Source organism: Paenibacillus sp. FSL H8-0122 (assembly GCF_038005345.1).
Lineage (GTDB): Bacteria > Bacillota > Bacilli > Paenibacillales > Paenibacillaceae > Paenibacillus_AQ.
Genome location: NZ_JBBOTB010000001.1, coordinates 2,820,028 through 2,840,672, shown reverse-complemented (window position 1 = coordinate 2,840,672; position 20,645 = coordinate 2,820,028). Strand labels below are relative to the sequence as shown.

The following is a 20,645-nucleotide window of genomic DNA, read 5'->3' as shown; positions in this document are numbered from 1 at the left end:
TTTAAATATAAATTTATATATTAAAGTTCAGGCGTGTTATATACTCAATCTAGTCTTCCCGATGCAGTTGACACCACTAGATGAGGAGAAATGAAATTATATGTCCATTCTGAACAAATTCAAAGGAATTACCCCCGCAGGTGCGCCCCCCCAAACAGACCATCAGCTGATCGGACTATTAAGAAACTATGTGGAGCGGGCTGAACGCGGGGAAGAAGAGTTATCCGATACATCTTATGATGCAGCCGCAGGTGAACTGCAAGCATTGTTAACGCGACTAACGTCCGTGATACATAAGCGTGAGGACTATTACAAGGTTCGGTTGGAGATGATCACTGAAGCGATTGAGATCTCCCTGTGGGAAATGGATGTGTATGAGGGGGATCCGGTGAATCCGCTCAATGAGTTCAGGTGGACCGATGAGCTGCGCCGGATGATCGGCTATACGGATGAGCATGATTTCCCCAATGTGCTGGAGAGCTGGTCCAATTGCCTTCATCCCGAGGATAAAGAGGGCGTACTGCAGCTGTTCGCAGATCATATGCTGGACCGGACGGGCACGATCAAATACGACATTGAATACCGGCTCAAGACGAAAGCAGGCGAGTACAAATGGTTCCAGGCGACGGGCACAACCGTACGTGCCGCTGACGGATCACCTATTATGGTAGCCGGAGCTTTGCTGGATATTCATGATAAAAAAATCAAGCAGGACGAGCTGGGCGCACTGGTGGTCCGCTATGATCTGGTGAACCGCGCCCTGGTGGAAGCACCTTGGGATATGGTGGTTATCGCAGGCGATCCGGTCAACCCGGATAATGAGTTCTGGTGGTCGGAGCAATTCCGCAGAACAATTGGTTTTGAAGGCGAGCATGATTTCCCGAACCTGTTAAGCAGCTGGAGCAACCAGCTACACCCCGAGGATCTTCAGCCCACGCTGGACGCCTTCGCCAATCATCTGAATGATTACACCGGGCAGACGGACTATACAGTGAACTACCGGTTACGCTCCAAAAATGGCGAGTATCGCTGGTATCACGCAGGCGGTGAAACGATCCGGGACGAGCAGGGTATCCCTCTGCGGGTAGCAGGAACGATTCGTGATATTACGCAGGAAATCAATAAAGAGGATACAATTAGGCGGGTAAACCTGCAGATGGAAGGCTTGCTGACTGCGATTAACGAGATTGTTCACGGGATTGTATCGGTAACAGAGCAGGCCCAGGATATTGCCGAAGTCCAGGAGCAATCCTACAAGGCTGCAGTTGATGTGAAAGAAAAAACGAATGAAACCAAAGAAATCACCAAATTCATCAGCGAGGTCTCCAATCAGACCAGTCTGCTCGGGCTGAATGCTTCCATTGAAGCTGCTCATGCGGGAGAGTATGGCCGGGGCTTCTCTATTGTGGCCAGCGAGGTGCGCAAGCTCGCAGACCACAGCAAGATGGCTTCGAATAATATTGAGAAAACTACGCAGGAGATGAATGACCGCATCGATCATATTATCAGCACCATTAACGGCATGTCCAGCTTGACCGAAGCACAGGCTGCTTTGACACAAGAGGTCAATGCTTCTGTAGAAGAAGTAAGCAGAATGTCGGAGGAGCTGTTAGGTATTCTGCGTACTTTATAAGGGCTAACTGGAATGGAACACTATAGCCTGAGATCAAAAAGCGAAATGGAGCTTCAAGCGTTTCGCTTTTTGTGCTGCAAATCAGATTCGATATCAGCATTGACAAATCGTTAGAATCCGGCTATATTTGGTTTCCATAAATTATATTTCGCGCAATTAATAGGAGGAGCATACTGATGTCCGAATCCAATCATGCTTTTGGTCAAGCGCTGGTGAAATCTCTGGTGGGGGAACGCGGACATATCCCGATCGCCCGGGCCTTGCCGGATCTGACGCTGGAGCTTGCAGGTTATACTATAGAGGGAATTCCCTACTCCATCTATCAATTGGTGAAGCATATGGGCTACTGGCAGGACTTCATGCTGACCCATCTGGAGGGCGGCCGCCCGCAGCCGCCTGCAAGTGCCCAGGAGAGCTGGCCTGCGGAGAAGGCTCCTGCAGATGAGGCGCAGCTTCAAGAAGCGATTACGCATCTGCTGGAAGGGGTCGATAAGGCGGTTGCTATTGCTCAGACCGTCCAGCTTAACGAAGCGTTAGCCCATTTTCCAGGGGAGACCAAGGGTGGCCTCCTGCGCAACATTGCCTCTCATAACTCCTACCATCTGGGGGAGATTGTTCTGCTCCGCCGTCTGCAAGGGGCTTGGCCTCCGCCAGGGGGCGGATATCCTGCTTAAAGAGAATAATCCGAAATGTGGAAAAGTCTGCAATCTCAGGTTGCAGACTTTTTGGTATGGAAGCAATAACATTCATTGACAGTTCGTGAAAAAGTAGATGATAATTTAGTAGATTCATCCTGAAAATTATGGTAATTAGATCTATCAAATCTTCAAGGAGGCGGGCATGGAAGCAACCTATGATCTGTTTACGATTAAAACGCATTGCATGAATTTCCTGAACTACGCATATCTCGGTATTGACAAGACTTCCCGCAAAGCTTTTGTAGTTGATCCATCCTGGGATGTATCGCAGATGATCCGTATTCTGGATTCGCATGAGGCCACAGTCACGGCTGTTCTGCTGACCCACTCTCATTTTGATCATACCAATATGGTGAAGAAGCTTGAACTGCTCTACCATCCTACTGTCTACATCTCCAAAACCGAGGCAGATTACTATAAATACCGCTGCAACCGGCTCCGAACCGTCGAGGACATGGACCTCATTCGTATCGGTGATTCACGGATTACCTGTCTTGTGACGCCCGGCCATACGCAGGGAAGTGTCTGTTACTGGGGGCAGGACCATCTGTTCTCCGGGGATACGGTATTTATTGAAGGCTGCGGCTTATGCGACAGTAGCGGAGGCTCGGCTGAGGATATGTTCAACAGCATCCACCGGCTCATCCGGCTGATTCCTCCCAGCACCCGGGTATACCCGGGACATTCCTTCGGCGATCCGCCAGGCAAGGAGATGAGCTATCTCTACAAAAATAATCTGTATTTCCAGATTGATGATATCAATCATTTTGTGAAATTCAGGAACCGTAAGAATAATGCCAGACTGCTTGATTTCAAATAAGCCGCTCTACAATCAGGGGGGACGGAAATGCACAGCGAAATCGTATTTATGTTCTCCGGGCAAGGCTCGCAATATAATAAAATGGGGCTTGAATTGTTCGGGAAGCAGCCGGTATTCCGGCAATCGATGGAACGCCTGGACCGGATTGTTCATCAGCTGACCGGCAAGAGCGTGATTGAAGAACTGTATCAGAACTCACGAGGTAAGGGTGCCAGCTTCGAAAATATTGTCTTTTCCCATCCTGCAATCTTCATGGTGCAATACGCGCTGGCGGAGACTCTGGAAGCTGAAGGAATCACCCCACGCTACACGCTGGGAGTCAGTCTCGGGGAGTATGTGGCGCTGGCGGTGGCTAAGGTACTGACGCCTGAACAGGTGCTGGAGCTGATTGTGACGCAAGTACGGCTGCTAGAGGATACCTGCGACAACGGCGCGATGATTGCCGTTCTGGATCATGTGCAGCTCTATCACGCGAACGCCGAGCTGAACACCCGCTCCGAACTGATCGCTGTGAATTTCGACAAGCACTTCACCATCGCCTGCAGAAGCGGGCATACCGGCGAAATCCAGCAGTTCCTAAGAGCACAGGGGGTGGCCAGTCTAAGGCTGCCTGTGAGCTACGCCTTCCATTCCTCATTCATCGATGAACTGGAGAAGCCTTATCGTACATATATGCAAAAGATCGATTACAAGACGCCTACTCCGGGAGTGACACTGGTATCGGCCATGACCGGGGGGAAGGTGCAGACGGTGGATGAATCCTTCCTGTGGGATGTGGTGAGGAAGCCGATGAATTTCCGCACAGCCCTGGAGGGTCTGACTGCCGGCGGGCCGCGGCTGCTGCTCGATCTGAGCCCGTCGGGTACACTGGAGAACTTCAGCAAGTATATTCTCGGCAAGCCGCTGGCCCATAAGGTCCGGTCAGTGATTACACCGATGGCCAGCGAGCTGAAGAAGCTGAATGAGATTGTGAATGATACCTTAGAAGTCTGATTAAGCCCAATCCCTTCAAGCAGCGTTTTCTCTAAGTTATGGAGAGCCGCTGCTTTTCTGTTGTTGCAATTTGTGTATAATACATGTACAACCATACATGTAACGGAGGGAACGATGAAGCGGTTCATGCCATATCCATCCCTCTCAAAGAGGTTAAGGGCGTATATGCCCTTTCTATTCAGCGGAAGTATGCCGCTGCGGCGGAAGATTCTGCTAAGCAACCTCCTGATTGTCCTGCTGGCACTGGTGATTTTCATGGTCAGCATTCAGCGGATTGTCTTCAATCAGACCCTGGAGAGAACCACGGCAAGCTCACAGCAGGAAGTGAAGCTGGTCAAGCAGTCGATGGAGACGGTGTTCCAGTCGGTCCAGAATTTCACCAAGTTCGTGCTGATCAATCAGGACACCCAGAAGCTGCTCAGCAGCGATACCGGTACCGGCAATGATGTTGCTGCACTGAAGTCGATCTACAATACACTTGCAGCGATGCTAGTAACCGAGCCGAATATTGATTCCGTAATTATAGAATCCTTGAGCGGCAATCTCTATTACACCTCCAATCTGACCGGCGTGACCCGGGAGAGTCTGGGAATCTATCCCAAATCGGAGATCGATGCAGCCAGAGGCGGGGCGGTGTGGGCGGATTCGCTGACACCTGCCTTCCTGTCCGGGATGAAGCATAAGAATATGATCAGTGTGGGCAGGGTGATTAAGAGCCTGGAGAGCGGGACCCCGCTTGGCTATATCTATGTCAACATTGACGAGCGGACGCTTGCCCGCCTCTATCATAATGAACAGAACCCGGAGAGCGCTACGCTGGTCATTAACCGGTATGGAAGAATCATCTCTGCGAATGAAGCCACAAGGGTGAACCAGCCGGCCCCGGAGGAATCCCTCACGAATTGGGTCAAGTCAGTCTCTCAAGGGACCCGGACCCAGGAGGTCGCCGGAGACCGTTATTTAGTATCCATGCAGAGTCTTGCTCCCTATGACTGGAAGGTAGTCCAGCTGGTGACGATATCGGAGCTAACCTACGGGTACTGGAAAATCGCTCTGCTGCTGGCCGGGTTTGGCCTGATCAGCATCCTGTCGGCCGTGCTTCTGTCTATTCTGTTCGCCCGCCGGCTGACCCGGCCGCTCAGCCAGCTTAGTGAGGTGATTGTCGAAGTGGGCAGCGGGAATCTGGAACGGCGCGCCGCCGCCGATTCTGAGGACGAGGTCGGGCGGCTCGGAGCTACCTTCAATGAAATGGTGGAGCGCATCCAGGGCTTGATGGTCCAGGTGGAGACGGAAGAGAAGACTAAGCGGCTGCTGGAGCTGCGGCTGCTCTATTCGCAGATTAAGCCGCATTTCCTATATAATACACTGGATACGATCCGGGCAATGGCGGTGATGTCGGGGGCGAAGGACATCAGCAAGATGCTGAAGGCGCTGGGTGAGTTCTACCGAATATCACTTAGCAACGGACAGGAACTGATTACGGTGGCCCAGGAGCAGAAGCATCTGGAGAGCTACCTGTATATTCAGCAGATCCGTTTCCCTAAGCTGAACTACCGGATAGGGTTCGAGCCGGGGCTGGAGTCCTGCCTGGTGCCGACCATGCTGCTTCAACCGCTGGTCGAGAATGCGATCCACCATGGCATTAGAGGGATGGCGGACGGAGGCTGGTGTGAAATTACCTGCGAAGCGGAAACCACGAATGGACAGAGCCTTCTCTGCTTCACTGTCCGCGACAACGGCAAAGGCATGAGCGAAGAGCAGCAGCGGAGGATCTGGTCCGGACATGACAGTGCAGACAGGTATAGCTTCGGACTCCGAAATATTCAGGACCGCATCCGCCTGCGGTTCAGCGGAGCCTATGGAATCCTACTAACCTCTGAGCCGGGCAAGGGCGTAGAAGTGAAGATGCGCTTGCCGCTGCTTAAGCAGACGAACGAACAGGAAGAGGGGACAGTCAGACTATGAGTACAGCACCGGTAGCCCGCGTCCTGATTGTGGATGACGAATATTATTTCAGGCAGCTCCTGATCCGTCTGGTGGACTGGGAGGCCGCCGGGTTCGAGGTCGCCGCAGAAGCGGATGACGGCATGGCCGCGCTGCAAATCATCGGGGAGCAGCCGATTGATCTTATCATTACGGATATTGAGATGCCGAATATGAACGGGCTTGATTTCATTCAGGAGGTCCGGAAGCTGAATTCGGCGGCCAAGCTGATTTTTATCACCAGCTACGATAATTTCTCATATGCCCAGCAGGCCATATCGCTTGGAGCGGACCATTACCTGCTGAAGCCCGTGGATGAGGATGCGGTGGAACGAGCTCTCCACACGATCCGCACGCAGCTGACGGAGAAGTGGGAGGCAGAGCGCTACATCAACCGGCTCAGAATCAAAGCCGGGGATGTGCAGGAGCCGCAGGCAGGCGATGCCCGTACGCCGAAGCGGCAGAGCAGCGGCACGGCCTTAATCGGCAAGACCATTGCCTATGTGACGGCGCATTATGCCGAGGATACATTGTCACTCCAGAGTACGGCCAGCGCCCTGTTTGTGAATCCTAGCTATTTAAGCCATGCGTTCAAGAAGGAGACCGGCGAGTCTTTTGTGGAATATGTGACGAACGTCCGTCTTGGCGAGGCCATGAAGCTGCTCAGCCAGGGGGCCTCCGGGGAGGAAGCCCCGGCACCCAAGATTGCGACGATTGCCCGGCAGGTGGGCTATAAAGACCCGTTCTATTTCAGCAAATGCTTCAAGAAACGCTACGGAATGACTCCGAATACCGTATACGGCGGTTCCTATTCGGATACTTAAAGAGCAGCTATACTTAGAGTCCGGTGTTTTGCAGCCGGGCTTTTTCGTTTGAATGCGTGCCCAGAGGCACGCATTATCTAGTTGGTGAAAGTCCAACCAAAGGAGGGACCAAGCCACCTTTGTAGCTAGGATGCTTGCGCATGGCGAAATCTGTGCGTAAAAGCGCATCGACAAAAGTACCGGTCAGAGACTGGGCGAGCAACAATCCAGGCCGCAACATGAAGTGAATCTTGCCGCGTCGTCAAAAAGGCCCTGCGAAGGGGATGAGAGGATGCCGAGTCTCGAATCAATAGACGAAGGCCAAGGAAACTGTACAGAACTTGGAACAGCAGTGAAGAATCCTCCGGCGTATAGGGAACGGCATGGATTGAAAGATAATGCAGTGAACTGGGGAGACCCTCCCCCACACGGGAGAAAAAAAAAGAAAAAAATTTTTTTAAGGAACCCGTAAAGAGACGCTCTATAAGTCCAGAAGACGAAGTGAACCGTCTGTGGGAAGGGAGTCCGAGGGGCTCATAGTACCGAAGAACCTAAGGACAACATAACCTTAGGGAGGGAAGGAGCCCTGCTTTGTTTACGCTTTTGGAGGAGGTACGAGTGAGTGAATGCCAAGCGGCTAACGACACCCAAGGAAAAAGTTCAAGAACTCCAAGAAAAGCTAGGTCATGCGGCCAAGGAGAACAACAAGCGTAAATTCCACGCCTTGTATGACAAAGTCTACCGGTGGGATGTGCTAGGCGAAGCCTGGAAACGGGTGAAAGCGAATAAGGGAGCTGCGGGAGTGGATGCCGTGACGCTCGCAGATATTGAAGAACAAGGAGAAACAAGATTCCTCAAGGAATGCGAGCGAGAACTGAAAGAAGGCAGCTACCATCCGCAGCCCGTACGTCGGCACTATATCCCAAAGAAAGACGGGAAGCCAAGACCGCTAGGCATCCCTACCGTGCGTGACCGAGTCCTACAGATGGCAACGAAACTGGTGATTGAACCCATCTTTGAAGCCGATTTTAAAGAAGTCTCCTTCGGATTTCGTCCGAAACGAAGTGCGAAAGGAGCGTTGGAGCGAATCCGTAAAGCCTGCAACCGCAAAGGAAATTGGATAGTCGACATCGATATCCAAGGCTACTTCGACAATATCAATCAGGAGAAGCTCATGAAGTTAATACAAATGCGTATCAATGACAGGCGGATCTTGAAGCTGATACGGAAGTGGCTACATGCGGGAGTGATGGAAGAAGGAAACGTACGGCGCTCCGATTTAGGGACACCCCAAGGTGGCGTGATTTCGCCACTGCTGGCGAATATCTATTTGAACTACTTTGATTGGTTATGGGAGAAACACGGAAGTGGGCTGGGAGAACTGACGAGGTATGCAGACGACTTCGTTGTGGTCTGTAAAACCAAAAAGGATGCGGAACATGCGTATGAACTCATCCGCAACATTATGGAACGTCTGGAACTCACGCTACATCCGACCAAAACCCGCATTGTAGGTCTGTGGACAGGAGACGAAGGCTTCGACTTCTTAGGAATGCACCACCGAAAAACGAAAGCAGAAACCTCTCAAGGGAAGGTGTACTATACCACACAGCAGTGGCTAACGAAGAAGGCAGAGGAACGTATCCGGGGCGTGGTCAAAGACCGATTAGCACCACCCGGCATGCGCTGGAAATCGTTTGAGGAACACGTGGAATGGCTCAATCCCAAGATACAGGGATGGAGAAATTATTATTACACGAAGTATAGCCAAAAGAGGTTAGCGAAGCTGGATTGGTATATTCTGCAGCGATTCACCCGGTGGTATGCAAAGAAGAGAAATCGGAGGAGATGGATGAGTTCATTCCCGGAGGTCAAGTATATGGCCAATAAGTGCGGACTAAAAACGCTATTGTAATCTGCATGCCCATGAATGACAAACATCGGAAAGCCGTATGAGGGAAAACCTCACGTACGGTTTGATGAGGAGGGGCTGGGTTACTCCAGCCCTTTACTCTAGAACTTTTCACTGATTAAAGTTAACCCTGTGTAAAGCTGCCGTTAACATGGGAACGCCCCGTAAATTGAGTGTAAAGTTACCTAACACACCTAAAAATTTTACTGTTAGAACCAATATATCTCCATTCGTACACGGCGGTTCACTTGTTAAGATGATACCTGTAAGTCAAAACCCGAAATATTGAAAGGTGGTCCAACACAAATGTTCGGAAAAAAGCTTGGGGTAGTTGCAGCATCCATCGCGCTTAGCAGTGTAGTGCTTAGTGCTTGCGGAGGAGCCAATGGTAACGAAGAGGCAACTCAGAATCAGGATGCGAAAGCGGCGGAAGGCAAGGAATCTGTCTCCTTATGGATGTTCGATGCAGATCCGATGTATCAGGCTGCTGCCGAGGCTACCGCAGCGGAAGTCGGCGTGGATTTGAATTATGAGTACATACAGGACGAGACCTACAAGACCAAAATCAGTGTTGCGCTGGCTGCCAATGAGCTGCCGGATGTCTTCCAGCAGCATGCCGGGAAGTCCTACCGGACACCTGTTCTGCAATCCAAAACGGTAGCTCCTCTGAACGATACCCTGGATTCTACGGGACTTGGCGCGAAATTTCTGGACAACCAGCTGGTGAAGGAGGAAGACGGCAATATCTATTCCGTTCCTTCCAACATCAGTACAACCCTGGTCTTCTACTATAACAAAAAGCTGATGAGCGATCTGGGCGCTACGCCTCCGGCAACCTGGGACGATCTTCAGGCGCTTGTAACCAAGGCCGAAGATAAAGGGATCATCCCTATCGCCCTCGGCGGCAAGGAAAGATGGCAGGGCGATCTGCTGTACAACCTGCTTGTAGCGCGTCAGGACGTTAACGCCTTCGATAATGCGATTAAAGGGGATGCCAAGTTTACAGATGCTCCATTTGTAGATGCAGCGAAGCAGGTAGCCACCCTGGTAAGCAGCAATGCCTTCCAGAAGGGCTTCCTCGGCTCGGCTTACCTGGATGCCCAGGAGCTGTTCAAGAACAATAAGGCTCTGATCTGGATTGACGGCAGCTTCAACTTCGGCGCGCTGTCGAAGGCCATGGGCGATAACCTCGGATATATCGCATTCCCGAAGACGGGTGCAGAGGATGTCTACAGTGCAACGATCGGCTTCCAGAACTCGGCCGCGCCTTACTCCCTGTTCGTGAACAACAGCTCCAAGCACCTGGACAAAGCCAAGGAGTTCGCCATTAAGCTGTCCCTCAAGCTGAATGATGAGTTCATACGCAAAGGCCTGCCGGGCTATGCAGCCAGCGAAGTGAAGTCGGAGTCGCAGAATGAGCAGCTCTCCGCTTATGCTTCCGATATCAGCAAAACGGCCAAAACCCAGGCGATGTGGTTCGGCCTGCTGTCGGCAGATACAGGTCAGGAATACCGCGATATGACGCAGCAGCTCTATGGGGGCAATCTGACGCCTGAGGAATACACTGCGCAGCTGGAAACCTTGCTCCGTTCGGCAGAGTAGGACACGTTTTACAAATATAATAGGGGAAAGGCGATGCAGTCTCTTGGACCGCATCGCTTTTCTGCACTCTGATAGGTGGATAGTGATGGAAAGAGCGCTCTCGGATAAGAAATTAATCGCTTTGTTTCTAGTGCCCGGTTTAACCGTATTTCTGGTCTTCTATTTCGTGCCGATCCTCATGACAGCGTATTACAGCTTCCAGGAGTGGGACGGAATCAACCCTATGGCCTTCGTGGGCCTGGACAATTACACCAAGATGTTCACCGCAGATAAAAGCTTCTGGAAGGCGGTATGGAACAGTGTGGCCTTCCTGCTGACAGGCGTGTTCGTCCAGCTTCCGCTCTCGTTCGGCCTGGCGCTGCTGGTCTCCCGCAAAATGAAGGGACGCAAATGGTTCCGCAATATTTACTTTTTCCCGGTGGTTATGTCAACGACGATGGTCAGTCTGCTGTGGGTCAAAATCTACGATCCGAACATAGGGATGCTGAACACGCTGCTGGAAGCCGCTCACCTCGGCAGTTGGGCCCAGGCCTGGCTTGGAGATACCAAGACGGCACTCTTGTCAGTCCTGATCGTAACGACCTGGCATTATGTAGGCTATAACATGCTGATCCTGTTCGCTGGTATCCAGGGTATCTCAGAGCAGTACTATGAGGCCGCGAAGCTGGACGGTGCTGTCGGTTGGAAGGCCGTCCGTTATATCACGCTTCCGTTATTGTCTGATGTGCTGCGGATCTGTGTCGTGCTGAACGTGATTTATGCGCTTAAGACTTTTGAAAGTGTGTATGTGATGACGAATGGCGGACCGCTGCATTCCACGACCATGATTGCCCTGAAAATGTTCCAGGAAGCGTTCCTGAAGCAGAACTTCGGCTACGGCAGCGCACTTGCCGTGTTCATGGTGCTGGAGTGTCTGATCATTGCCTGGGTACTCAATAAAGTGCTGACCCGTGAAAAAATTGAATATTAAGGAGGACCGGACATGCTGAAGACTACGAAAAATACAGGCATCTATCTGCTGATGATCCTCATTGCCGTCCTCCAGTTGTTCCCGCTATACTGGCTTGTGGTAAGTGCGTTTAAGGATAATTCGGAGATTATCGGCGGAGTGGTCTGGGCGCTGCCCACAGAGTGGCGGTTTAGCAATTTCACAGAGGCCTGGGTAAGCGCCAAGGTGAATCAATACTTTTTCAACAGTGTATCTGTTACGCTGATTACCCTCTTGTGCGTGCTGCTGTTCGCTTCGATGATGGCTTATGCGCTGACACGGATGAGATTCAAATATAACGGTCTGATTCTGTTCATTCTGCTGATGGGGGTCATGGTGCCGATTCATGCTACGCTGATCCCGTTGTTCATGATCCTGAAGAATCTCGGCCTTCTCAGCTCGCGGCTGTCGATTATCCTGCCGTACATCGCTGTGAATCTGCCGATTGGCGTCTATATGCTGTCGGCGTTCCTGCGGAGCATGCCGAAGGAGCTGGAGGAGGCTGCGTTCATTGACGGCTGCGGGGTGGTGAAGTCCTTCTTCAAGGTCGTGCTGCCGCTGCTGAAGCCGCCGCTGGCCTCGGTTGCCATCTTCGTGTTCCTCGCTGTGTGGAATGAGCTGCTGATGGCGGCCACCTTCATCCAGAAGGAATCGCTGCGGACGCTGCCGCTCGGGCTGATGAACTTCAGCGGGCAATACAGCATTAGCTGGGGACCGCTGGCCGCAGCCATGGTGATCTCTACGCTGCCGATTCTGCTCGCTTATGTGCTGTTCAGCGACCAGATGGAGAAGAGCTTCACCGCAGGCGCAATTCTGAAATGATGAGACGGAAGAAGGGTGAACGAGATGATGGAACCGGCAGCAAGCCGTAACCTGCGCAAGATCGTGATTATCGCAACCTCGGATGTGCATGGCAATCTGTGGGGCTACCGTTACGAAGACGGACTCGATACCGTAAATGACGGGCTCGCCAGAGTAGCCGCTTATGTCCGCGAACTTAGGGAGAGCGGGACGGAGATTCTGCTGATCGATAACGGAGACATCTTTCAGGGGAACATGCTGACTGACGATGTCTACAATAAGCGGCCGGAAGACAGGCATCCGGTCGCAGCAGCACTTAATGCCATGGGTTATGCTGCACTGACCCTGGGCAACCATGAGTTTAACTTCGGCCTTGGCCTGATTGAGCGAATCAAGCAGGAGCTGAGCTTCCCGGTGCTCGCGGCGAATGTCTGGGATGCAGAAGGCAGAACGTTTGCAGAGCCGTATGTGATTCTTGAGCAGCACGGCATCCGCATTGCGGTTATCGGACTGACGAATCCCAACGTTCCGCGCTGGGACGGAGGTAAGGTAGAGGGCCTAAGGTTCGGACACATGGCCGAGACCGCGCAGGCGATAGCGGCTTCCCTCCGTGCGGAAGGGAAGGCGGACCTGATTGTGATCAGCGCCCATGCGGGCATGGTTGCAGAGTTCGATGAAGAGGGCGGCTCGGATGCCGCCGGACGGATTGCAGAGCTGGTTCCTGAAGCAGATGTGCTGCTGGTCGGCCATATGCATATTACCGTGAACCAGCGGATTGGGAGTACGGTCATTGGAGGACCGCGTGACCGGGGAAGGGAAGTTGTACGCTTCGACCTGACACTGGAGCTGGACAGCAGGCAACCCAAGGTTGTGAGCCGCGAGGTCACGGTGGTAGACATGAGCGGCTGGGCGCCGGACCCGGAATTGCGCAAGCTGATCGCCGGGGCGCATGAAGAGACCCTCCGGTTCATCGCCGAAGGCGGCGGAGGCTCTTCGATAGAGGGGGAGGGCGGCATTCTGGGCTATGCGGCCGCCGATTTCCAGCCTGAAGAGACTGCTGCCGGTCTGCCGGCGGGGCGTGTGCAGGATACGGCGGTCATTACCTTGATCCAGCGGGCCATGCTGGAGGCCAGCGGAGCGGATGTTGCCGCCACCAGCCTGTTCAACGACAAGGCGGATCTGAAGCAGGGACCGCTGACCTATGCAGATGTGTACCGAATTTATCCTTTTGACAATGTACTGTATGTCGTTAGGGTCACCGGCAAGGAGCTGAAGGCTTATATGGAAGCTTCCGCTGCCCATTTCCGGCAGTGGCAGCCCGGGGATACGGAGATTGCCGCCGATCCCGAGGTGCCGAGCTACCTCTACGATATGTTCGCCGGGATTAATTATCAGATCGACATCTCGCAGCCTGTTGGCCGGCGGATCATCCATCTGGCCTACCGGGGCAGAACGCTTGCCGATACAGATACGTTGCAGCTTGCTGTCAACAATTACCGGTATAGCAGCATGTTGAAGGCTTCGGGATTGGTCAGCGCCGTCAAGCACTGGGAGTCGGACTGCAGCGTCCGCGAGTTGCTGGTCCATTACATCCGGGAGCGTCAGACGATCATACCGGAGGTCGATCATAACTGGTCTATTGTGGGGATGGATTGAAAAGAGCAGCACCTCTCATTGATGAATGGTCAATGAGGGGGCTGTTCTTTTTTTATTGTATAGGAAGCTATAGTTTCCTTCTGCTGTGGAAAAGGTGTGTGTAAATTTGTGGATACGAGTTCTTTGAAAGATTCGTAGAAGGACTTTGATGCTGAATGTGACTGAAGGCTGAGGGTATGCTTACAACCGAATACAATGGGCTGTTACAGTGGAATATGGACCCAATGTATGTGAAAAACAGCATACATTGTACTCGCAAGCAGGCATATGGACCAATGTATGTGAAAAACAGTATACATTGTGCTCGCAAGCAGGCATATGGACCAATGTATGTGAAAAACAGTATACATTGTGTTCGCAAGCAGGCACACAGCCTGAATATATGTGAAAAACAGCATACATTATACTCGCAAGCAGGCATACGACCTGAATGTATGTGAAAAACAGCATAAATTGTGTTCGCGCGAAGGTAATCTTATTCATCCTTTAGGATGATTTTTTTCTGTTCACTTATTTTCAGATATTAACCAACTATTGACAACTTGATGTATTAATACCATAATACACCTATAGTGTATTAACCACTTAGTACATACACTTGTGAGTATAAGGGGTGTCAATATTGAATACAGTCAACCAATGGGCAAGTATCTCCTTCAATAGCCGTGATCCTGTTTATTCTCAAGTCGTTCGCCTTTTCAAAGAAAAAATCGTAACCGGTGTTATTCAGTCTGGACAGACCATACCTTCCAGAAGAGAGCTGGCAGCCCTGTTAAAGATAAACCCAAATACGGCTCAGCGGGCATATAAAGAAATGGAAGATCAGGGATTGATTGTAACAGAGGGTAACTCCCCCAGCCGCGTTACTTTGGATCTGGATGTATTAGCACAGATCCGGGCGGAGCTGCTCGGCTCAGCCGTTGAGGCCTTCGTGGCTTCCATTCGTAACATTGATGTTCCTCTTAACGAGCTGCTGCATGTGGTTCAACAGGTATATACAAAGGCGCAAACGGAAATCAGTCAGAAATCCCCGGAAGATTCTTGTGATAGTGTAAGAGGAGGAAAGAACGATGATTGAACTTATACGTGTTAGCCAAAAATACAGAACAAGACAGGTTCTTAAAAATGTCTCATTCACTGCCGCGAAGGGAGAAATCACTTGTCTGATCGGGGTTAATGGAGTGGGTAAATCCACTGTACTCAAAACGTTAATGGGGCTTACACCGATTCAGGGAGGAAGCATTCTGATTGATGGCGAGCCAATTAGCCAGGGTACTTATGAACAGATATCCTATATCCCGGACCATTTGGCAATTCGGCATCCATGAAGCTCTCTGATGCACTTCGGTTCATGGAAGACTTTTATAGCAGTTGGAACATAGGGAGGGCGAACGAACTTATGAGTTTCTTCGATCTTGATTATAAGGAACGGGCGGGACGCTTGTCGAAAGGAACCGCCGCCAAGTTCAATCTGGTACTCGGCTTGGCTCAGGATTCCGATTATGTGATTATGGACGAGCCCTTTGCCGGGATTGACTTGTTCAACCGGGAGAGAATCGCAGAGGTGTTATCCAGTGAACTGGTCGGTAACCGCGGTGTACTCCTGACGACACACGAAGTGAGAGAGATCGAGCATCTTATCGACAAAGCTGTTTTGCTGCGTGATGGAGCTGTAGCCCGTAGTTTTGAATGCGAACAGATCCGAATTGAGGAGAACAAATCTGTCGTTGACATCATGAAGGAGGTGCTCCTCCCTTGAATCGATATCTTAAGCTTGTCCATCTGGAAGTTCACCGCTTCCAATATGCTATCTTCAGCCTGATGTTTTTGACGGCTACTATTCAAATTATCGGACTTGTGTATACTACCCGGCTTAGAGTTAGAGGCTGGAAAGAAGCAGCCCGCCTCACAGAGCATTCTCCACGAAACTTTTCATTTGCCGATATCATCGGAGATTCTCAGTTCTTGTTCACGATACCTATTTTGATCAGCCTTATCGTATTGGGATTGTATGTCTTTGGAATTTGGTACCGTGACTGGTTTGGTAGAGATAAGTTTGCCTACCGGTTGTTCACCCTGCCGACGGCAAGACGACACGTATACATGGCCAAAGCCAGTGCAATCTTCATATTTGTCTTTGCTATGGTTTCTTTCCAATTGTTGCTGCTGCTGCTCGAACGCCAGTTATTCGACTGGATGGTTCCGTCCGAATATCGGATGCCCTCGCTGCTGGCCGAAGCGGTCGCTTCTAACCTGGTGTTTGTGCGATACTTGCTGCCGCCAGACGGATTAATGTTTGCCGTCTATTACGGAACCGGGATTCTGGCTGTCTTTGTGATCTTTACGGCAATATTGCTTGAGCGAAGCTACCATCTGGCCGGTATAATCTATGCAATCTTGTATGTTGCTTCATGCGCGGCGGTAATCGGATTCGCATTCTCCCTACATCCGTATGTGTATTTCTATCCCCGGGAGATAACAGTCATCCGTTTGTGCATTTATATTGTTGTCATGAGCCTTACACTCACGCTTGGCTTCAGGCTCGTCTCGAAGAAGATCACCGTTTAGGGAGTGAATGACTAGTGAAACGTTACACGATTACGGGCGCGCTTGTTCTGTTAATAGTGGCTTCGCTTGGAACTTATTATGCTTATGGGGCAGAGTTGCGCCTGCCGGAATATCAGTTGCAGACACTGGAGGGGGATTCGGCCGAAGCTGCCCCTGTGAATCTGATTAGGAGCTATGTGGGCGGGAAAGGCTCTTATGCCATTGAAGTGTCCGCATCGGGCAGCAAGAGAATTGAGCAAACATTCAAGAATCAATGGATGACAAACAAAGGACCTTCAGAGGCGCAGGCTTATTCCGAGTTCAATGCGCTGTATGAGGAGTATTCAGAATTTATGAGGGGGAAGAAGGGGACGAGCGGCTATTACCGGGATCAAGACACACTCATTTTTGCCAAGTCGGCTTCTATCGGTTCAACTAACTTGAAACAGGAGGGCAAGATTCGCTGGAACATCGATGTGCTGGATCTGGCCACGCGAAAGCAAGTCCATTATACGGATGAGCAACCCTATTCCGCACAATACGCCAGCGTGGAAGACGTACAGAAGGCTGGGTCAGAAATTCATGTACTTACTAACGTTAACAAGGTGAACCAAGATCATGAGATAATCGATAACGTGTATAATGCTCAGACGGGTTCACCGATCCGCAGTGTCAAACTGCCCTTAGGCACACCCTCCGGAAAGGATCGCGGGCTGGAGATACGGATCATCACTGAAGCAAAGCAGACAGCAGCCAACAGCAGAGTGCTATTTCTGGTGAAAGAGATCGGCAAGATCTGGACTGATGGTACACCAGCGGCAACCGACACTTTTCCTGTTGTGTTCTCTAAAAGACTTTTTGAATACCAATATGCTTCTGGAGAAGTGAATGAATTGCCGCTAGCTGCCAAGAGGGAAGAAGAACGAGCGCCAGGGCCTTGGACCCATTATATCCTGGAGGGAGATACGCTCACTACACTTCACATAGCAGAGGAGGCGGTGACACTCAACCGCTATGACCTGTCAACCAAGACGGATCACCCCCAAGTGACTATAAATGCGAGCCAACTCGGCAAGGGGAAAATCAGTCAAGCCCAGGCGGCGAACGGCCGGGTGTATCTGCTGCTGCAAACCGGGAGCGGTGTTATCAGCAACAACAGCATGCCAATTACAGCGGTAGCTGACATAACTGACGGCCATATTCTCTACAAAGGTATACCTGCGCTGGTCAAAGCCAATGGGAGACCCGTTAACCAGTTGGATGATGTCAGCTTATTGAATATGAGTATTACGCGATAAAGTATCCCCCTGTTCATACTCCGTTCATATTCCCGTCACGAAGAGGACATCTTAAGCAGGTACACTCTACCTATACCGCTAAGGCGAATCTACAGATAGAAGAACAGGAGAAGATGGACATGGCAGGAACCGCTGAAATAAATAAACCTGAAAAGGGACGCAAGAAACGGAAATTATGGTTGAAAATATTAGGTGGCATTATCGGTGTGCTCGTGCTGTTCATAGGCATCACCTTTATTGTTAATGTTATCAGTACCGGAATCGAGAAGAAGAAGATCGAATCGTACGGGCAGTACGTTAATGTAGAAGGCAAAAAGATGAATGTGCTGATTCAAGGCAGCGGGGAACAGACCATAGTTCTCTTGCCCGGGCAAGGAACCGCTTCGCCTGTGCTTGATTTCAAGCCGCTGATAGATCAATTGACGCCTTCGTACAAAGTCGTAGCCATAGAGCCTTTCGGCTATGGCCTGAGCGATGGGACAGATAAAGAAAGAACGACAGAGAACATTATCAGTGAAATTCATGAAGCTGTGCAGCAGCTCGGGCTGAAGCGTTACATTCTGATGGGACATTCCATTACGGGACTCTACTCCGTGTCTTATGTGAATGCTTATCCGGATGAGGTGCAAGCCTTCGTAGGGATTGACAGTAGTGTGCCCAATCAGCCAGGTATGGATGTGAAATTGCCGCTGAAGACCATGAAGTTTGCCAAGGATTCAGGTGTGATGCGGTTGCTAACGAAGTTGGGCGGAGATTCGTTTAAATCGCTTGACTATGATGAGCATACCAAAGAGCAGATGAAACTGATCACCAATGTACACGGCAATAACTCCACGCTGATGAATGAGCTTAGCCACCTTGGCTCCAATTTCAAAAATGCCGAAAAGCTGACATACCCGCAGGATTTGCCGGTCTTGCTGTTCGCGCAATCCAATAACGAGCGGAACAAGCAGTGGATTCCGCTGCATGAGGAGCAGGCGAAGCAGTCTGCACAGGGTAAATTGATCCCGATGGTAGGCTCCCATTACCTGCATCATACGAAGTATAAAGAAATCGCCGAGGAATTCAAGGAATACATGAAGACCGTTCAATTGAAGCAAGCGAAGTAGGGAGAATGGAATAATATAGTGCGGCGCCCCTCGGGGTGCCGTTTTTTTGTAGAAAGATAAGAATTTATATGCTTCGCGCTATAATTATCCTTCTATTTCTCGCTGAAACGGTACCGTCCTTTAAAAGGACGGCAAAGCCGTTTCCACTTGATATAACTAATTATAAATACTCAATTTCGCAACCTATTCCAATTACTGGAGTCTAATTTAAGAATCAGCAATTCTACAAATTAGATGAAATGGATGAGATGCACGTATGAAAAAATGCAATTGGTTCCTCCTGTTCGCCGTCCTATTCTTATGCTTCCCGCTCAGCGGGCAGGCCAGTGCCGCCGTGAAGACAAGTCCGACCATCATACTGGACGGGCAAGCCATTCCTATGCAAAAGAAAGACAAGGTTGAATTGATTAACGGCAGTGTGATGGTTCCCTTGCGGATCATTGCGGAGAATATGGGAATGGGGGTCCTCTGGAATCAACAGGTTGGAACCGTAACCATCCCGAAGGAATCCGGCAGCATAGTGCTGACGATTGGCCAAAAGAAAGCCCTCATCGATGGGGCTTCCCATTCGCTGGCCACCGCTCCCCGGAACCGTAACGGAACCACGCTGGTGCCGCTGAGATTCATCAGCGAAGCCATGGGTGTCCAGGTGAGCTGGGACAACAGCCGCAAGGTGGTGGGCTTGACTTCAGCTCCGCTTGCGCCGGTGCAGCCGGTTTCACCGGCGGCTCCAGAGCCGGCTGTCACTCCCGCTCCGGTCAGCCCTGAAGGCCCGGAACAGCCGGTGACCCTGCCCGTCCCAGCCGCGGCGGCTTCCACCGTCCATAGTCTCAGCTTCAGCGATGACCGCCTGATGCTTGCTTTTACAGGCAATGTCCAGCCGTCTGTACATACCGGAAACGAACCTCTGCAGATTGTGGTGGAGCTGCCCCGAACGACCTTTTCCGCAGATTTCTTACAGACGGTGTCATGGGATAGCCGCACCCAATCGGGCGAGCAGACTGTTACCGGCGTTCCCAATGTCAATAAGCTGTATTACGGACTTTCGGGGGCGGACGCCGCCACCGTAAGGATTGTGATTGCGCTCTCTACGGATACGAAGTATACCAGTTACATCGAGGAGGATGCCGCCTCCCGGCTCCTGGTCGTCGACCTGAGCTCTGCCACAGCCGAGCTGCCTCCGGTAGAGCCTGTTCAGCCGGGCAACGGGAAGAAAACCGTTGTTATTGATGCCGGCCATGGGGCTGCGGACCCGGGAACGATCGGCATTACGAAGAAGCTGGAGAAAGATTTTAACCTTAGCGTCGCCTTGAAGGTAGAGCGTCTGCTGCTGCAGGAACCGGCGTTCAATGTGGTGATGACACGCCGCGACGATACCTATCCGCCCAACAAGCGACGGGCAGAGATGGCCAACGAGCTGCAGGCCGATGCCTTCGTCTCCATCCATGGCAATTCTGCCACGGGGATGCCCAATGTCCGGGGAACCGAAACCTACTACTACAGTCAGGAGAGTAAAGCCTTCGCCGGTATCATGCATAAGCACCTGCAAGGGACCACCGGCTTTCCGGACCGCAAGGTTAAATACAACAAATATATCGTCTTGAAATATTCCAATATGCCAGCTACGCTGCTGGAGGTTGGTTTCTTATCCAATGCCGTCGAGGAAGCCATCCTGTTCTCCGACGATTTCCAGAACCGGGTAGCGGCTGCTATCGTAGCGGGCCTGAAGGAATATTTCGGGGTCGCTTGACCCCGTCTGCTCCTGCATTTATAGCTTTCAAGATCGCGGTCCGCTCCTTATA

At 51.2% G+C, this 20,645-nt stretch carries 17 protein-coding genes and 1 pseudogene; all 18 read left to right on the top strand.

What is annotated here, in order from left to right; translation table 11 throughout:
* Positions 1 to 100: 100 nt before the first annotated feature.
* The 18 genes and pseudogenes from NSS64_RS12490 (at position 101) to NSS64_RS12405 (ending at position 20,593) form a co-directional block, all read left to right on the top strand.
* Entirely contained in the window at positions 101 to 1,633 is a 1,533-nt protein-coding gene (locus tag NSS64_RS12490; protein WP_341140303.1) for a methyl-accepting chemotaxis protein, read from the top strand.
* 176 nt (positions 1,634 to 1,809) lie between these two features.
* Positions 1,810 to 2,307, top strand: coding sequence for a DinB family protein (locus tag NSS64_RS12485; protein ID WP_341140302.1), 498 nt, complete (start codon positions 1,810 to 1,812; stop codon positions 2,305 to 2,307).
* Between the two features lie 166 nt (positions 2,308 to 2,473).
* A complete protein-coding gene (locus NSS64_RS12480) occupies positions 2,474 to 3,151 on the top strand; it encodes an MBL fold metallo-hydrolase (protein WP_341140301.1) in 678 nt (225 codons plus the stop codon).
* A 27-nt stretch (positions 3,152 to 3,178) separates the two neighbouring features.
* Positions 3,179 to 4,144, top strand: a complete 966-nt coding sequence (locus NSS64_RS12475) for an acyltransferase domain-containing protein (RefSeq protein ID WP_341140300.1) — start codon at positions 3,179 to 3,181, stop codon at positions 4,142 to 4,144.
* Positions 4,145 to 4,309: 165 nt separating this feature from the next.
* Positions 4,310 to 6,109 carry a cache domain-containing sensor histidine kinase gene (locus NSS64_RS12470; protein ID WP_341140299.1) on the top strand — a complete coding sequence of 600 codons (1,800 nt, stop codon included), beginning with the start codon at positions 4,310 to 4,312 and terminating at the stop codon, positions 6,107 to 6,109.
* Positions 6,106 to 6,951, top strand: coding sequence for a response regulator transcription factor (locus tag NSS64_RS12465; protein ID WP_341140298.1), 846 nt, complete (start codon positions 6,106 to 6,108; stop codon positions 6,949 to 6,951). The genes NSS64_RS12470 and NSS64_RS12465 overlap by 4 nt, the downstream gene beginning before the upstream one ends.
* Before the next feature lie 271 nt (positions 6,952 to 7,222).
* A complete protein-coding gene (locus tag NSS64_RS12460) occupies positions 7,223 to 7,402 on the top strand; it encodes a hypothetical protein (RefSeq protein WP_341138972.1) in 180 nt (59 codons plus the stop codon).
* 150 nt (positions 7,403 to 7,552) lie between these two features.
* Positions 7,553 to 8,845, top strand: a complete 1,293-nt coding sequence (gene ltrA, locus NSS64_RS12455; protein WP_341138973.1) for a group II intron reverse transcriptase/maturase — start codon at positions 7,553 to 7,555, stop codon at positions 8,843 to 8,845.
* Between the two features lie 303 nt (positions 8,846 to 9,148).
* A complete protein-coding gene (locus NSS64_RS12450) occupies positions 9,149 to 10,444 on the top strand; it encodes an ABC transporter substrate-binding protein (RefSeq protein WP_341140297.1) in 1,296 nt (431 codons plus the stop codon).
* 85 nt (positions 10,445 to 10,529) lie between these two features.
* Entirely contained in the window at positions 10,530 to 11,414 is an 885-nt protein-coding gene (locus NSS64_RS12445) for a carbohydrate ABC transporter permease (RefSeq protein ID WP_036690801.1), read from the top strand.
* A gap of 12 nt (positions 11,415 to 11,426) precedes the next feature.
* Positions 11,427 to 12,254: a carbohydrate ABC transporter permease gene (locus NSS64_RS12440; RefSeq protein WP_341140296.1), complete on the top strand. Its 828-nt coding sequence runs from the start codon at positions 11,427 to 11,429 to the stop codon at positions 12,252 to 12,254.
* A 24-nt stretch (positions 12,255 to 12,278) separates the two neighbouring features.
* On the top strand, positions 12,279 to 13,889 hold the full coding sequence (locus NSS64_RS12435; protein ID WP_341140295.1) for a bifunctional metallophosphatase/5'-nucleotidase: 1,611 nt from the start codon (positions 12,279 to 12,281) through the stop codon (positions 13,887 to 13,889).
* A 622-nt stretch (positions 13,890 to 14,511) separates the two neighbouring features.
* Positions 14,512 to 14,967, top strand: a complete 456-nt coding sequence (locus NSS64_RS12430) for a GntR family transcriptional regulator (protein ID WP_341140294.1) — start codon at positions 14,512 to 14,514, stop codon at positions 14,965 to 14,967.
* Positions 14,960 to 15,648, top strand: a pseudogene (locus NSS64_RS12425) (ATP-binding cassette domain-containing protein). The gene NSS64_RS12430 and the pseudogene NSS64_RS12425 overlap by 8 nt, the downstream one beginning before the upstream one ends.
* Positions 15,645 to 16,457 carry a hypothetical protein gene (locus NSS64_RS12420; RefSeq protein WP_341140293.1) on the top strand — a complete coding sequence of 271 codons (813 nt, stop codon included), beginning with the start codon at positions 15,645 to 15,647 and terminating at the stop codon, positions 16,455 to 16,457. The pseudogene NSS64_RS12425 and the gene NSS64_RS12420 overlap by 4 nt, the downstream one beginning before the upstream one ends.
* A gap of 14 nt (positions 16,458 to 16,471) precedes the next feature.
* Positions 16,472 to 17,734: a hypothetical protein gene (locus tag NSS64_RS12415; protein ID WP_341140292.1), complete on the top strand. Its 1,263-nt coding sequence runs from the start codon at positions 16,472 to 16,474 to the stop codon at positions 17,732 to 17,734.
* A gap of 119 nt (positions 17,735 to 17,853) precedes the next feature.
* Positions 17,854 to 18,843, top strand: a complete 990-nt coding sequence (locus NSS64_RS12410; RefSeq protein WP_341140291.1) for an alpha/beta hydrolase — start codon at positions 17,854 to 17,856, stop codon at positions 18,841 to 18,843.
* A gap of 256 nt (positions 18,844 to 19,099) precedes the next feature.
* Positions 19,100 to 20,593 carry an N-acetylmuramoyl-L-alanine amidase gene (locus NSS64_RS12405; protein WP_341140290.1) on the top strand — a complete coding sequence of 498 codons (1,494 nt, stop codon included), beginning with the start codon at positions 19,100 to 19,102 and terminating at the stop codon, positions 20,591 to 20,593.
* Positions 20,594 to 20,645: the final 52 nt, after the last annotated feature.

Bases quoted from the DNA above. Each gene is read 5' to 3' on its own strand.
- NSS64_RS12490 (WP_341140303.1), top strand. From the start codon at position 101: ATGTCCATTCTGAACAAATTCAAAGGAATTACCCCCGCAGGTGCGCCC.
- NSS64_RS12485 (WP_341140302.1), top strand. From the start codon at position 1,810: ATGTCCGAATCCAATCATGCTTTTGGTCAAGCGCTGGTGAAATCTCTG.
- NSS64_RS12480 (WP_341140301.1), top strand. From the start codon at position 2,474: ATGGAAGCAACCTATGATCTGTTTACGATTAAAACGCATTGCATGAAT.
- NSS64_RS12475 (WP_341140300.1), top strand. From the start codon at position 3,179: ATGCACAGCGAAATCGTATTTATGTTCTCCGGGCAAGGCTCGCAATAT.
- NSS64_RS12470 (WP_341140299.1), top strand. From the start codon at position 4,310: ATGCCCTTTCTATTCAGCGGAAGTATGCCGCTGCGGCGGAAGATTCTG.
- NSS64_RS12465 (WP_341140298.1), top strand. From the start codon at position 6,106: ATGAGTACAGCACCGGTAGCCCGCGTCCTGATTGTGGATGACGAATAT.
- NSS64_RS12460 (WP_341138972.1), top strand. From the start codon at position 7,223: ATGCCGAGTCTCGAATCAATAGACGAAGGCCAAGGAAACTGTACAGAA.
- NSS64_RS12450 (WP_341140297.1), top strand. From the start codon at position 9,149: ATGTTCGGAAAAAAGCTTGGGGTAGTTGCAGCATCCATCGCGCTTAGC.
- NSS64_RS12445 (WP_036690801.1), top strand. From the start codon at position 10,530: ATGGAAAGAGCGCTCTCGGATAAGAAATTAATCGCTTTGTTTCTAGTG.
- NSS64_RS12440 (WP_341140296.1), top strand. From the start codon at position 11,427: ATGCTGAAGACTACGAAAAATACAGGCATCTATCTGCTGATGATCCTC.
- NSS64_RS12435 (WP_341140295.1), top strand. From the start codon at position 12,279: ATGATGGAACCGGCAGCAAGCCGTAACCTGCGCAAGATCGTGATTATC.
- NSS64_RS12410 (WP_341140291.1), top strand. From the start codon at position 17,854: ATGGCAGGAACCGCTGAAATAAATAAACCTGAAAAGGGACGCAAGAAA.
- NSS64_RS12405 (WP_341140290.1), top strand. From the start codon at position 19,100: ATGAAAAAATGCAATTGGTTCCTCCTGTTCGCCGTCCTATTCTTATGC.